The 13,978-nt window shown below is 67.4% G+C and carries 13 protein-coding genes; 10 read left to right on the forward strand and 3 right to left on the reverse strand.

Going from position 1 to position 13,978, the window contains the following annotated elements:
* Nucleotides 1-153 precede the first annotated feature (153 nt).
* The 3 genes from ACAH41_RS27120 to ACAH41_RS27130 all read left to right on the forward strand — a co-directional run bounded on the left by ACAH41_RS27120 (nt 154) and on the right by ACAH41_RS27130 (nt 3,438).
* Nucleotides 154-1,377 carry an ROK family transcriptional regulator gene (locus ACAH41_RS27120; RefSeq protein WP_325655351.1) on the forward strand — a complete coding sequence of 408 codons (1,224 nt, stop codon included), beginning with the start codon at nt 154-156 and terminating at the stop codon, nt 1,375-1,377.
* 86 nt (nt 1,378-1,463) lie between these two features.
* Nucleotides 1,464-1,901 (forward strand): hypothetical protein, encoded by a 438-nt coding sequence (locus ACAH41_RS27125; RefSeq protein WP_325655350.1) that lies wholly within the window; start codon nt 1,464-1,466, stop codon nt 1,899-1,901.
* A gap of 4 nt (nt 1,902-1,905) precedes the next feature.
* Nucleotides 1,906-3,438, forward strand: a complete 1,533-nt coding sequence (locus ACAH41_RS27130) for a patatin-like phospholipase family protein (protein WP_325655349.1) — start codon at nt 1,906-1,908, stop codon at nt 3,436-3,438.
* Between the two features lie 9 nt (nt 3,439-3,447).
* Here ACAH41_RS27130 and ACAH41_RS27135 read toward each other — a convergent pair whose 3' ends face one another.
* Together ACAH41_RS27135 and ACAH41_RS27140 are read right to left on the reverse strand one after the other, a co-directional pair.
* Nucleotides 3,448-3,810 (reverse strand): GFA family protein, encoded by a 363-nt coding sequence (locus ACAH41_RS27135; protein WP_325655348.1) that lies wholly within the window; start codon nt 3,808-3,810, stop codon nt 3,448-3,450.
* Between the two features lie 86 nt (nt 3,811-3,896).
* Nucleotides 3,897-4,817 carry an AraC family transcriptional regulator gene (locus ACAH41_RS27140; protein WP_325655347.1) on the reverse strand — a complete coding sequence of 307 codons (921 nt, stop codon included), beginning with the start codon at nt 4,815-4,817 and terminating at the stop codon, nt 3,897-3,899.
* 114 nt (nt 4,818-4,931) lie between these two features.
* Here ACAH41_RS27140 and ACAH41_RS27145 point away from each other — a divergent pair, with 114 nt between their 5' ends.
* The 6 genes from ACAH41_RS27145 (at nt 4,932) to xylA (ending at nt 11,578) form a co-directional block, all read left to right on the forward strand.
* Complete coding sequence (locus ACAH41_RS27145; RefSeq protein ID WP_325655346.1) at nt 4,932-5,318, forward strand: VOC family protein; 387 nt, start codon at nt 4,932-4,934, stop codon at nt 5,316-5,318.
* A 208-nt stretch (nt 5,319-5,526) separates the two neighbouring features.
* Nucleotides 5,527-6,570, forward strand: a complete 1,044-nt coding sequence (gene xylF / locus ACAH41_RS27150; RefSeq protein ID WP_325655345.1) for a D-xylose ABC transporter substrate-binding protein — start codon at nt 5,527-5,529, stop codon at nt 6,568-6,570.
* Between the two features lie 33 nt (nt 6,571-6,603).
* The gene (locus tag ACAH41_RS27155; RefSeq protein ID WP_325655344.1) at nt 6,604-7,848 is read left to right on the forward strand and encodes a sugar ABC transporter permease; all 1,245 of its coding nucleotides are present in this window, start codon (nt 6,604-6,606) and stop codon (nt 7,846-7,848) included.
* The gene (locus ACAH41_RS27160) at nt 7,848-8,657 is read left to right on the forward strand and encodes an ATP-binding cassette domain-containing protein (protein ID WP_325655343.1); all 810 of its coding nucleotides are present in this window, start codon (nt 7,848-7,850) and stop codon (nt 8,655-8,657) included. Before ACAH41_RS27155 ends, ACAH41_RS27160 begins: the two co-directional genes overlap by 1 nt.
* A 63-nt stretch (nt 8,658-8,720) precedes the next feature.
* Nucleotides 8,721-10,202, forward strand: coding sequence for a xylulokinase (gene xylB, locus ACAH41_RS27165; RefSeq protein ID WP_325655342.1), 1,482 nt, complete (start codon nt 8,721-8,723; stop codon nt 10,200-10,202).
* A 53-nt stretch (nt 10,203-10,255) separates the two neighbouring features.
* Complete coding sequence (xylA, locus tag ACAH41_RS27170) at nt 10,256-11,578, forward strand: xylose isomerase (protein ID WP_325655341.1); 1,323 nt, start codon at nt 10,256-10,258, stop codon at nt 11,576-11,578.
* 246 nt (nt 11,579-11,824) lie between these two features.
* On the opposite strand, the gene ACAH41_RS27175 is transcribed toward xylA, so the two are convergent.
* Nucleotides 11,825-12,334, reverse strand: a complete 510-nt coding sequence (locus ACAH41_RS27175; RefSeq protein ID WP_325655340.1) for a hypothetical protein — start codon at nt 12,332-12,334, stop codon at nt 11,825-11,827.
* Between the two features lie 691 nt (nt 12,335-13,025).
* Here ACAH41_RS27175 and ACAH41_RS27180 point away from each other — a divergent pair.
* On the forward strand, nt 13,026-13,967 hold the full coding sequence (locus tag ACAH41_RS27180) for an AraC family transcriptional regulator (RefSeq protein WP_325655339.1): 942 nt from the start codon (nt 13,026-13,028) through the stop codon (nt 13,965-13,967).
* Nucleotides 13,968-13,978: the final 11 nt, after the last annotated feature.

The following is a 13,978-nucleotide window of genomic DNA, read 5'->3' on the forward strand; positions in this document are numbered from 1 at the left end:
GCTGGCCTTGGGGGTTGGCAAAGTGCGCGCAGGGTAGGCCCGTCGTTTGACAACAGCGTGTCGTGTACAAGACGCTTACCTTTGCGGGCAGGCGACTTCCATCGCGCTTTGGCCTTGACCGCCGGCGAATAAGTCTATGATTCGAACTAATTGATGGCCAACCTTCCCCCGCCCCGTTCCGAAGGCGTCGCCACTGGCGACCAGAGCCTGCTCAAGCGCATCAACAGCGCCGCCTTGCTGCGGCTGGTGCGGACCGGCAGCGGCCTCTCGCGTGCCGACCTGGCCAAACGCAGCGGCTTGACCAAGTCCACCGTCAGCCTGCTGGTGCAGGAATTGATCGACGACGGCTGGATCCGCGAGGCCGAGGTGCCGGTGTCCGGCGCCGTTGGCCGCCGGCCCACGCCGCTGGCGATGGACAACAGCCGGCTGGCACTGCTGGGCGCCGAGATCGGTGTGGACTACCTGAACGTCGTCGCCTGTGACCTGCAGGGCCGGGTGCTGGGTGAGCAGTTCCAGCCGCATGCGCCAGGGGAGTTGCCCGCCACGCTGGCCACGCTGGTCGCCATGCTGGGGCAGCAGGACGCCGCGCTGGCCCGCCAGGGCCGCCGGCTGCTCGGCGTGGGCGTGGGCATTCCCGGCACGGTGCATGGCGCAGGCCGGCGCATCGGCGTGGTGCCCAACCTCGGCTGGGCAGGGCAGGAGATCGCCGCGCCGCTCGCCGCGCTGCTGGTAAAGGGCGGCGTGCGCGTGGCGCCGCTGAAGGTGCTGAACGAAGCCAACGCGGCGGCGCTGTCCGAATACGTTTTTGGCGACATGGAAGGGTCAGGCGAGGGCGTTCACCCGGATTCGCTCATCTACCTCAGCCTGGGCATCGGCGTGGGCGGCGGCATCGTGCTCGGCGACCGGCTGCACCTGGGCCATGACGGCAGCGCCGGGGAGGTCGGCCACACCATCCTGCAACTGGACGGGCCGCCGTGCCGCTGCGGCAGCCGCGGCTGCGCCGAGGCCTTCGTGTCGCAGCGGGCAGTCAGCCTGGACCTCACCGGCGCCACTGCGCCCATCCTCCCGATTGCCGAACTGGTGGCGAAGGTCAGCGCCGGCGAGCCCGCAGCCGTGGCGGCCACCGAGCGCGCCGGCCGCTACCTGGGCATGCTGATGCAGAACATCTGCAACACGCTGGACCCGGCCGTCATCGTGCTGGGCGGCCCCATGGGCCAGCTCGGCGCACCTTACCTGGCAACCGCCCGCGCCAGCTTCCAGGCGCTGCAAGGCCGCTACGCCTTCCACAGCACCGAGGTGCGGCTTTGCCGCTTCGGGCTCAACGCCTGCGCCGTGGGTGCGGCCGGTGCGGTGCTGCACGACGCGCTGCTGGCTTGAGCGCCTGCCCAAGCCCCCCACATGGGTGGCAGACATGGCCAGGGTCGCATGCCACGATGCCGCACCCTGGTGCCACGGAGCAGGCCATGTCCATCGAGTTCCTGCTGGTCATCTGCCCGGACGCATGCCCGGTCCGCGCAGACGGCAACGGCGTCGGCTTCACCAACCACACGCTGATCCTGCCGTCCGACGAATACACCATCACGGTGGACGCGCAAGGCTGCACGCCCGAGAGCGTGGATGTGGTGCTTTCCGGCACCTCCTTGATCCGCCCTTGCGTCGTGGTGTTCACCCGGGCGGCGGCAACGCTGGCTGCACCCGCACCCGCACCCGTGCCCGTGCCCGTGCCCGTGCCAGCGTCTGCACCAGTGGTGGCTGCCAAGCCGGTTGCCGTGCCGTCCCCGGTGCCGCCGCCTTTGAACCCGCCGGTGACGCCGCCTGTGCTGCCAGCTGCGGCAGCTGTGAAAGCAGCGGCCAAGAACGCCGTCACCAAGCCGGCCGCCACCCCGCCCAAGAAGGCCTGACACGATGCTGCTGCCTTCTCATCGACTGGCCTGGCTGCTCGCCGTCCTGCTCTGCGCAGGCTGCGCCAGCACCCGGTTCGAAAACACGCCGCTCGCCACCGCCGAGCCCAACCCCGAGCGCCGCAGCCTGGACGTTTCCGACCCGCAGCGCCCGCTGGTGCTGGTCGCCATCTCCGGTGGCGGCTCGCGCGCCGCGGCGCTGGGCTGGACGGTGCTCAGCCAGCTGCGCGACCAGGTCATCAGCACAGGAGGCGGCGCACCGCACAGCCTGGCCGACGACATCGGCGTGGTCTCGTCCGTCTCCGGCGGCAGCGTCATTGCCGCGCATTTCGCGCTGGCGGGCAAGGAGGGCCTGGAAGACTTCCGCAAGGACTTCCTGGTGCCGGACAACATGGAGATCATCGCCGCCGATTTCCTGAACCCGTTTGCCATCCTCGGCCGCTCGTTTGCAGGCGAATCACGCACCGACGCGATCCGCGACATGTTCGACCGCGAGCTGTTCCACGGCAAGACCTTCGCTGCCATCAACCAGCCCGGCAAACCGTACCTGATCCTCAATGCCACCGAGATGTCCACCGGCGAAGTCTTCGCCTTCACGCCCGGCCGCTTCGACGACATCTGCGCCAGCCTGGACGCGCAGAAACTCTCGGTCGGCGTGGCCGCCTCGTCGGCCGTGCCCATCGCCGTCGCGCCCATCGCGCTGACCAACTTTTCCGGCCCCGGCTGCCCCGCCAAGCCCGCGTCCAGCTGGCCCGAAAAAGAAGTCCGCAAGACCTACAGCCCCTTCATCAACCTCGAAGCCTTCAAGCGCGCCCGCTACGCCGTGGACCTGCGCCGCTCAAACGACGCCGCCGGCCCCAGCGACCCGCCGGACTTCGCCCAGCGCCGCCGCATCCCCTACGTCTACCTGCTGGACGGCGGCATGGCCGACAACCTCGCGGTGCACGGCCTGATGGAAGTCCTGTCCGCCCCCGACGGCCCGCGCCTCATCGCCAACCCGCTGCCCGGCACCACGATGACCCCCGGCAGCCTGCTCGCCGCCATCAACGGCGGGGCTTTGCGCACTGTCGTCGTCATCGTCATCAACGCCCGCGCCGAACCGGCCAACGACCTCGCCCTGCAAGCCACGCGCCCCGGCATCATCCCGATGATCAGCGCCGTCACCTCGCAGCCCATCGACTCCGCCACCACCAGCATCGCCAGCCAGATGTCCGTGCTGATGGCCCAGTTCAACGCCGCATCCGGCGGCGCCACCGGCGACCCCAAATTCACCGGCCTGCGCGTCTACCCCGTGATGATCGACTTCGACCAACTCCCCGTCGCCACACCCGAGCAACGGGCACTGCGAGAGAAGGTCAAGAACGTCCCCACCAGTTGGAAGATCACCGCCGGCAACCTCGAAGCAGTCCAGCAAGCCGGCACGGTGTTACTGCAGCGGCATCCCTGCTACGAGCGGCTGCTGCTGGACTTAGCGGTGCCGGCGCCGTTTGTGGATGCGAACTGGGCGAGGACGGGGTGCAGGTTTCCGAGCGATTGATTCTTTCGCTCACTCGTCCATGTAGGTCCACGTCTCCGCCCCATCAAACCGCCGCACCCGCACCGCCGCAATCAACGCCGGATCGAAGTTGCCGAGGTTGATGCCTTGGCGGGGGCACGCAACCGGGTCTAGGGGTTCCCAGTGGGTGACGACGCCGCAGGTGCGGCAGCGGATGTTGCGCAGCGTGCGGTCGCCCCAGATGTATTCGGTGGTGGACTCCGGGTGGCCTTCGATCTTCACCGTGCCCAGCGGGAAGTAGACCCAGGGGCCGCCGCTGCGGCGGCAGAGGGAGCAGTTGCAGGCCGTGGCCACCTCGGGCGTGGAGGGCAGGGTCAAGCGGACGGCGCCGCAGTGGCAGGAACCTTGGTGCATCGGTGGCCTCCGGTAGGCGGGTTGGGGCGTTGCGGCAAACGGCAGGGCAACGCACGGCGGAAGATTGCATGATCAGGGCCCATGGTTCAGGCGGGCCTGATCGGCAGCTGGCAAGCGAGTTCGAAATGAGCGTTGCCGTGGGCAAAGGGCCGGCCTATCCAGGCTTCGAAGGCGGGTTGATCGTCGGGCACATGACCGCTTCGCGGCAGCCATGTCTTGTAGAGCCAGTCGAACGCGCGGGCCTCCAACGCGCCGTCGCCACGCATCAGGACCTCGGCCACGCGCATGGCCGGGAAGTCGAAGCGGCCAATCTCGCCAGCAGTTTCAACATCGCCTTCGACCACCAGCGCCACGTCGTACCGGCATTTGGCGAGGCTGACGGTCTCGGGTTCGTCCCACATGTAGCCCAGCCACTGGCCGCCAGCGAGTCCGCGGGCAGTCGCCCAGGCCAGCAGCCGCTCGCAGGCTGCCTGCACGGCACCCTCGCGGTACGGGTCCAGCACGCGAAGGTAGGCCACGGTGCGTGCGGGCAGTTCGCGAACGTTCGCCACGAACCCGTCCGGGTTCTGACCTGCAGGCAGGGCGGTGAAACGAGGGGCACCTTCCTGTGCCGATACCACGCGCTCGAAATCGTCGCGGCGTGCATCGCGGAAGCTTTCAAGGTCGAACACGCTGGGAGGCTGTCCGTAGTGCTGCTTGAAGCTGCGCGAGAAGTCGGAGGAAGAAGCGAAGCCGCAGTCCAGGGCCAACTCGGTGAGCGAACGGCCGGGCGCGTGGGACATGAGGTAAAGCGCCCGTTCGAGCCGCTGCCGCTTGATGAACTGGTTCAGCGTCTCGCCCAGCAGCGCCTTGAAAACACGATGAAAGTGGAACGGGGAGAAGCCGGCCGCGCCCGAAACCGAGCCCAGCCGCAGCGGTTGGTCAAGGTTTCGCACGACATGGTCGATGGCGCGGTTGACGCGTTCGACATAGTTCGCAGGAACAGCCAGTTCGCCTTCCGGGTCCATTCGCAAGATTTGGCAAGCCGCCTTTTCGATTCTTGGGCATCGTAGCGTCAAGGTGCGCCGGCCTCGGTGTTCAGGTCGAATGCGCGTCCCTCAACATCCCACATTGGAGGTTCCATGAAACGAGTCACCGGCATTGGCGGCATTTTCCTGAAAGCCAAGGACGCGCCTGCGCTGCGGCTTTGGTACCAGCAGCATCTTGGCATCGACGTTCAGGCCTGGGGCGGCACCGCGTTCGCGTGGACCGACGCCGACGGCAAACCCACGGGCGGGTCGACCGTCTGGTCGATTGCCAGCGAGGACAGCACCCAGTTCGCGCCCAGCAGCGCTTCTTTCATGGTGAATTACCGCGTCGAGGACCTTCACGCGGTGGTCGCAGCGCTCAAGGCGGAAGGCTGCAAGGTGCTCGACAAGATCGACGAGTCCGAGTACGGGAAGTTCGCCTGGGTCATCGATCCTGAAGGCAACAAGGTCGAGCTCTGGCAGCCGCCAGCCGGCCAGTGAACGCACCGGCGCCGGCCACTGCGCTCGGGCAGCGCCGCGCCGCCAACCTCGGGAAAGCCACAGGCCCGCAGCCTTGACGCGGCCGGCGTCTGACGATATTGTTTGTTTGTCGATCAAACTAAATAAGCGAACCGATCGGCGCTTCGTTCACGGGGCTTCGCGAAGACGTGCTGCCAGTCGCACAGACGGCAGTCAAGGAGACAGACAAATGACCCTCAACACCATTGCGGCGCGGCTGCTGCTGGCTGGCCTGCTCGGAGCCTCGGCGCTGGCCCAGGCGAAAGACTTGGTCGTAGGCGTGTCCTGGTCCAACTTCCAGGAAGAGCGCTGGAAACGCGACGAGTCGGCCATCAAGGCAGCGCTGGAGAAGCTGGGCGCGAAGTACATCAGCGCGGACGCCCAGGGCTCGAACGAGAAGCAGCTGGCGGACGTGGAAGGCCTGATCACGCGCGGCGCGAACGCGCTGATCGTGCTGGCCTATGACGCCGACGCGGTGCTGCCGGCGGTGCGCAAGGCCAAGGACGAGAACATCCCCGTGCTGGCCTACGACCGGCTGATCCAGGACACCGGCGTGCTCTACCTGACCTTCGACAACGTCGAGGTCGGCCGCATGCAGGCGCGCGAGGTGCTGAAAGCCAAGCCTGCCGGCAACTACGTGTTCATCAAGGGCTCGCCCACCGATCCGAACGCCGACTTCCTGCACGCCGGCCAGTTGGAGGTGCTGAAGGGCGCCATCGCCGGCGGCAAGATCAAGGTCGTCGGCGAGCAATACACCGAAGGCTGGTCGCCCGAGATCGCGCAGAAGAACATGGACCAGATCCTCACGCGCAACAGCAACAAGGTGGACGCAGTGGTCGCCTCCAACGACGGCACCGCCGGCGGCGCGGTCGCGGCGCTGAAGTCGCAGAACCTGCGTGGCATTCCGGTCTCTGGCCAGGACGCCGACATTGCCGCGCTGAACCGCGTGGCCCGTGGCGAGCAGACGGTCACCGTGTTCAAGGACACGCGCACCCTGGGCGAGGCCGCGGCCCGCTTCGCGGTGGCGATGGCCAAGGGCACGGCCCCTGCATCGGTGCAGGGCGCGGCCATCTGGAGCGGTGGCACCAAGAAGCTGGCCATTCCGTCGGTCTTCCTGAAGCCGGTGGCCATCACCACCGACAACCTGGACTACGTGGTCTCGGCTGGCTGGGCGACCAAGGCCCAGGTCTGCGGCGGCGTGGACGCTTCCAGCGGCCCCAAGGCTTGCCGCTGAACGGCTGAGCGAAGCAAGCAAGACGCACCCACCATGACCACGCTGAGCCGCCCCACGGCGTCCACCCTGCGGCCTTCGCTGCAGGGCTTTTTCCAGAAGACCGGCTTCGACCCGCGCTTCACCTCGATGCTGCTGGTGCTGCTGGCTGTGTGGGTGGGGCTGGGGCTGTTGACCGAAGGCACCTTCCTGTCGCCACGCAACCTGTACAACCTGTCGATCCAGACCTGCGTCACCGGCGTGATGGCCTGCGGCATGGTGTTCCTGATCGTGGCGCGGCAGATCGACCTCTCGGTCGGCTCGCTGCTGGCGTTCAGCGGCATGCTGATCGCCTACACCCAGGTGGTGCTGTTTCCGCCGGAGGCCGGCTGGGGCTGGCCGCTCAGCATCGTCGCCGGCCTGGCTGGTGGGCTGCTGGTGGGCGCGTTCCAGGGGTGGTGGGTGGCCTACCGCCAGGTGCCGGCGTTTGTCGTCACGCTGGCCGGCTACCTGATGTACCGCGGCGCCGCCTTCCTGGTGGCCGACGGGCAGACGCTGGCCCCGCTGGCGCCTGACTACCAACTGCTGGGCGGCGGCCTCTCGGGCGCCATCGGCCCGCTGTGGAGCAGCGTGCTGGGCCTGCTGGCCTGCGTGTTCGTGGTCTGGCAACGGGTGCAGGTGCGCCGCAGCCGCACGGCCTACGGCGCCGATCAACTGGCGCTGTGGGCCGACGGCCTGCGCGTGCTGCTGCAGTGCGCCGCCATCATCGGCTTTGTGTGGGTGATGAACAGCTACACCGCCTTCAATGCGCAACAGGAGCGGGTGGGCAAGGGCATTGCGGTGCCGGTGCTGATCCTGATCGCGGTGGTCCTGGCGATGAGCTTTGTCGCCACGCGCACCCGCTTTGGTCGCTATGTGTTTGCGATGGGCGGCAACCCGGACGCCGCGCTGCTGTCGGGCATTCCTACGCTGCGCGTGATGCTCACGCTGTTCATGCTGATGGGCGCGTTGGCAGCGCTGGCGGCGGTCATCACCACGGCGCGGCTGAATGCCGGCGCGAATTCGATCGGCCAGATGGCGGAGCTGTACGTGATCGCTGCCGCGGTGATCGGCGGCACCTCGCTGGCCGGCGGCGTGGGTTCCATCGCCGGTTCGGTGGTGGGCGCGCTGCTGATCCAGAGCCTGGACAACGGCATGGTGCTGATGGACGTGTCCAGCGCCAAGCGGCAGATCTGCATCGGCCTGGTGCTGATCGGTGCGGTGTGGTTTGACGTGGTCTACAACCGCAGGAGCAGCCGGTGATGCGAGAGAATTTTTCCGCACTGCCGGCGCTGGTCGAGGTGGACCACGTCAGCAAGCATTTCGGCGGCGTGATGGCCGTCGACGACGTCAGCTGCGACCTGCGGCCGGGGGAGGTCGTCGGCCTGCTGGGGCACAACGGCGCCGGCAAGTCCACCCTCATCAAGATGCTCTCCGGCGTGTACGCGCCCGACAGCGGCGAGTTCCGAGTCGAAGGCAAGCCGGTGGCCTTTGCCAGCCCGCGGGACGCCCGCGCCGCCGGCATCGAAACCATCCACCAGACGCTGGCGCTGGCCGACAACCTGGACGCCGCCGCCAACCTGTTCCTCGGCCGCGAGCTGATGACGCGCTGGGGCACGCTGGACACGCCGCGCATGGAACACGAGGCGCGGCAGATCGTCGCCAAGCTGAACCCGCATTTCACGCAGCTGCACCGGCCGGTGAAGGCCATGAGCGGCGGCCAGCGGCAGACGGTGGCGATTGCCCGCGCGCTGTATTTCAACGCCCGCATCCTGATCATGGACGAGCCTTGCGCCGCCCTTGGCCCGGCCGAAACGCGCATGGTGATCGACACCATCCACCGCCTGAAGGCGCAAGGCATCGGCATTTTCCTGATCAGCCACGACATGCCCGACGTGTTCGAGGTCTGCGACCGCGTGACGGTGATGAAAAACGGCCGCGTGGTCGGCACCGAGGCGGTGGCCGATGTCACGCAGGACGAGGTGCTGGGCATGATCATCGGCGGCCGCCAGCCGGCGCACCGAACCGCGCGCAACCCGGACCTGCATCCGGTTTTGGCCACTGGAACCTGAGTCCTTCTCGACTTCGTTACTCCGTGCCTGCCACCTGAAACAGGCACCTCAAGAAAGCTCCCAATGTTCATTGGCATGGACCTCGGCACGTCCGAGTTGAAGCTGCTGCTTTTGGACGAGCGCCACCAGGTGCTCGCCACCGTCAGCGAGCCGCTGCAGGTCTCGCGCCCGCAGCCGCTGTGGTCCGAGCAGGCGCCGGGCGACTGGTGGACAGCCACCGATGCAGCCATGGTTCGCCTGGCCGCCGCTGAACCCGAGGCCATGCGGCGCGTGCGCGCCATCGGCCTGTCCGGCCAGATGCACGGCGCCGTGGTGCTGGACGCCAATGACATGGTGCTGCGCCCGGCCATCCTGTGGAACGACGGCCGCAGCGGCGCTGAATGCGAATGGCTGATGCAGGCGCTGCCGCAACTGCCGGCCATCGCCGGCAACCTGGCGATGCCGGGTTTCACGGCGCCCAAGCTGGTCTGGCTCTCGCGCCACGAGCCGGCGCTGTTCGAGCGCATTGCCAGTGTGCTGCTGCCCAAGGACTGGTTGCGGCTGCAACTCACCGGTGACAAGGTCAGCGAGATGTCCGACGCAGCCGGCACTTTGTGGCTGGACGTGGCCAAGCGCGACTGGTCAGACGAACTGCTGACCGCCTGCGGCCTGAGCCGCGGCCAGATGCCGCGGCTGGTCGAAGGCAGCGAGGTCAGCGGCCGGCTGCGGTCTTCGCTGGCGCAGCGCTGGGGCCTGCCGGCGGACGTGCTGGTGGCCGGCGGCGGCGGCGACAACGCGGCCAGCGCGGTCGGCATTGGCGCGGTCAGGCCAGGGCAGGGCTTTTTGTCGCTGGGCACCTCGGGCGTGCTGTTTGTCTGCAACGACCGCTTCCGGCCCAACCCCGCCTCCGCGGTGCATGCCTTTTGCCATGCCTTGCCCGGCCGCTGGCACCAGATGAGCGTGATGCTGTCGGCCGCCAGCTGCCTGGCCTGGGCCGCGAAGCTGACAGGCCAGCCCGACGTGGCCACGCTGCTGGCCCAGGCTGCCACCTTGAGCGAGGCCGAGAAGGCGGCGGCGCCGATGTTCCTGCCTTATCTCTCTGGCGAACGCACGCCGCACAACAACCCGCACGCCAGCGGTTCGCTTTCCGGGCTCACCCACGAACACGGCCCCGCGCACATTGCCCACGCAGTGATGGAAGGCGTGGCGTTTGGCCTGCGCGACGGCTGGCGCGCGCTGGCTGCGGCAGGCACCGAGGTCGGCGAGCTGTCGCTGGTGGGCGGCGGTGCCCGCAGCGCGCTGTGGGCGCAGATGCTGGCCTCGGCGCTGGACCTGCCGCTGGTCGGCCATGCCGGCAGCGAAGCCGGCGGCGCACTGGGCGCCGCGCGGCTGGGCTGGCTGGCTGCGGGCGGAGACGAAGCGTTGGTCTGCATCGCGCCGCCGGTCGCCCAACGCTGGTTGCCCGAGCCCGCGGAACGCGAGCGCCTGTTGGCCCGGTACGCACGCTTCACTTCGTTGTACCCGGCACTGCACCCGACGCCACACCCGGCTGCGCCGTCGCACTGATCACGTCTTTTCACTTCCTTCACGCTCGCCCAGCGGGCAGAAAGCAGGCCACCATGAGCTCCGAATCCTCCTACTTCGCCAGCGTGGCACCCGTCCGCTACCAAGGCCCCACCAGCGAAGACCCGCTGGCATTCCGCTGGTACGACAAGGACCGCCTGGTGCTGGGCAAGCCCATGGCTGAGCACCTGCGTTTTGCCGCCTGCTACTGGCACAGCTTCGTCTGGACCGGGCTGGACCCGTTTGGCGGCGACACCTTCCAGCGCCCATGGTTCTCGGGCGGCAGCCCGATGGAACTGGCCGCGCTGAAGGCCGAGGCCGCGTTCGAGTTCTTCAGCAAGCTCGGGGTGCCGTACTACTGCTTCCATGACCGCGATGTGGCCCCCGAAGGCGCCACGCCCCGCGAAACCCTGGCCAACTTCGAGCGCATGGTCGAGAAGCTCGCGGCACACCAGCAGCGCACCGGTGTGAAGCTGCTGTGGGGCACGGCCAACCTGTTCAGCCACCGGCGCTTCATGTCCGGCGCCGCCACCAACCCGGACCCGGAAATCTTCGCGATGGCCGCCACCCAGGTGAAGGCCGCGATGGACGCCACCAAGCAGCTCGGCGGCGAAAACTACGTGCTCTGGGGCGGCCGAGAAGGCTACGAAACCCTGCTCAACACCGACCTGCCGCGCGAACTGGACCAGCTTGGCCGCTTCCTGAACCTGGTGGTCGAGTACAAGCACCGGATCGGCTTCGAAGGCACCATCCTGATCGAGCCCAAGCCGCGCGAGCCGACCAAGCACCAGTACGACTTCGACGTCGCCACCGTCTACGGCTTCCTGTGCCGCTATGGCCTGGAAAGAGAGGTCAAGGTCAACATCGAGGCCAACCACGCCACGCTGTCCGGCCACAGCTTCGAACATGAAATTGCCACCGCGCAGGCCCTGGGCATCTTCGGCAGCCTGGACATGAACCGCGGCGACGCCCAGCTCGGCTGGGACACCGACCAGTTCCCCAACAACCTGCCCGACACTTCGCTGGCGCTCTACCACGTGCTCAAGGGCGGCGGCCTCACCACAGGCGGCCTGAACTTCGACGCCAAGGTCCGCCGCCAGTCCATCGACGCCGTCGACCTGTTCCACGGCCACGTCGGCGCGATGGACCACTGCGCCCACGCGCTTGAAATAGCGGCCCGCATGGTCGAGGAAGGCCGCCTCGCCGGTGCCGTCGACCAACGCTACGCCGGCTGGCGCGAACCGTTTGGCCAACAGGTGCTGGAAGGCAAGTTGACGCTGGAGGCGCTGTCCGAACACGTGCTGTCCCGCAACCAGGACGTGCTGCCGGTTTCGGGGCGGCAGGAGGCGATGGAGAACCTGGTGAACAGGTACCTGTGAGAATTTGGGAGACCCTATCGCTGCGCAACTCGGCGCTTTTTGTCCATTCAGGCTGAGCGCGTCGAAGCCAACCCTTCGACGCGCTCAGGGCGAATGGTTTGCACGGCGCGGCGAGTTGCCTGCCCCGTTTGGGCAGAGCCTGTCCAAGCCCTGGACTTTCGACAAGATCAAAGGCGAACGGGTTCAATGTCAACCCAAATCCGACTGCATCGCCTTCGCGTCCGAGAAGGGCGTGGCCTACGCGGTTCAGTCGTTGACCGCAAACACCGCGTAGCCCAGTGCAGGCAGGACCAGTAAAGTCGCTTTTGGTGCCATCGTGTAGTACGCCCCCTCAAACTTCGCTGCGGCCACGATCTCGCTCTCAAGCCTGCTGCTGATGGCTGAGCACACAAACCACGACCCATCGTTTGTCCAGGGGGCCGGGACCGGCGTTCTTTGCCACGGCTGGTAGGTGTAGTAATGGCCGTCGCGGTCTTCCGGTTCACGGTGACCTCTCGCTCGGGTGGCGCTCTCGAAGAACGACAGCTGGTCTTGCTTCACGGCTTTGAGCGTCCGGTCTGACAGGCTATAGACCGCGACACCGCAACCTCCCCTGAACGCGAACTCTTCACCAACGGAGACCGGATAGGCGACCTCCAGCTCTGGCGGCAGTGCCTGTGCATACCAGTGGCACTGGTAGACCTTGTACGCAACGAATGGCAAGGCAGCGGCGACCAGCAGCGCCAAAAACAGCACTTTGCGCCGATGCTCTTTCATGAGCCGACCAAGCATGGACACCCCGCGTGTAAATGCGCCAGCCTACCTGCGTCAACTGGCGCACGCAGCTCGCTTGCGGCCCACCACGAGGCTCGCACCCGGCACTGCCAGCTTCGGGTATCGACGGCATGTCAAAGTTGCTGGGCCGAGAGGATGTCCGCACCCGCACCCGCAGCCGGTGGTTGTCGTTCATCGCAGTGCGATGGCTGGTGATGCTGTGATAGCCCATTTAAGGGCTGAAATGTCCTCATTTTGGACATAACGACCCATGAATGGGCTTTTACGTCGCCGAAAGGCGCTACCCGTGTTCGCGTCCGAAAGGCCAAGCCGCCTTTGGCTTGACCAAGCTGGAGAAGACAGGCGCCGCTGCGCTGTACGCGACGGCGGACTCCAGTAGTCTGGCCGAAATGCCACCCATCGCGCGCATCGCTGCTGGCACTGGCCAAGGCCTGCGACGTCGACGCGGCATTCGCGCTGCGCACCATCGACCAGGTGTGCGGCGTCGCCCAATCCCTGGAGTCCCTGCTGGACAGCAACGGCGTCCGCCGCGCTACCCGCAAGACCATCGGCGACTTCGTCTCAGCCAACGTTGCGCGCTGCCTGCCGCCAACCATCACCCTGAGGCAAAGCTGATTCACAACGCAGCCCGTGGCGCCGCGAGGCACTGGGGCGCACCAGCATCGGCTTGCGCATGGTCGGCACGCGCCAGGTCCGAGCATGGAACTCCTGCGACGATCAAAAGGCAGGACGGGTCGTTGCGGTACGCTGCCGCATGCCTCTTCCTTCGGACTACACGGAGCTGTCTGCCGCAAACCTCGACGGCCGGCGCGTCGAAGCACTTTGGACGTTCCGCGCCTCGTCTGCTGGCGACCACTTGGTGCTGCCAGACGGGCGGATGGACCTGATCGTGCGGTTTCGGGTGTCGGAAGAAGGTGAAATTCTGGCGCCCAGGTTGGTGCTGATCGGGCCGTCTCAGCGGCCGTCCCATGTGCCTTGCGAGCAAGGGGACTGCTTCTTCGGCCTGCGGTTTCGGGCGGGCTGGGGCGGGGCTTGCCTTGGCCTGGCGCCAGCGAGCTTGAGAGACTCTGCCCTCAGAGGGGACGCCGCGGCGAAGCACCTTGGGCCGGATGCGACGCTGCTGCTCAGTGCAGGCCGCATGCCGGTGCTTCAGGCGCGCATGGTGGCGTTGGCCGGACGCCGGGCCCAGCGCGCCACCGGCATCGCCGGCGGTGCCATGGACGCTTTGAACCTGATGCACCTGAGCGCGGGCCGGCTCACGCTCACGGAGGTGGCCAGGCTGGTGGACGTGCCGGAGCGCAGCCTGCGTCGCCAGATCACCGCCGCGGTCGGCCTGCCGTACAAGGCCTTCGGTTCGGTACTGCGCTTCCAATGGACGCTGCGCCTGTTGTCCCAGGCCGGAAGCACCTCACCACTGACGTTGGCCCAGGCGGCCGCAGAAGGCGGCTACAGCGACCAGGCCCACATGACGCGCGAGTTCCGTCGCCACGGCGGTTTCACGCCCGGGCGGCGTCAGCCCGCAACACTGGTTGGCCTGCCACTTGGCACCGAGGCCGATGCGGCCGAAATCTTCAAGACCCGAGCCAGTGGCGCTGCCTATGCTGGCGCTCATTGATCGACATAAAG

It is taken from the genome of Ideonella sp. (genome assembly GCF_041287625.1).
In the GTDB taxonomy this organism is placed as follows: Bacteria; Pseudomonadota; Gammaproteobacteria; order Burkholderiales; family Burkholderiaceae_C; genus Ideonella.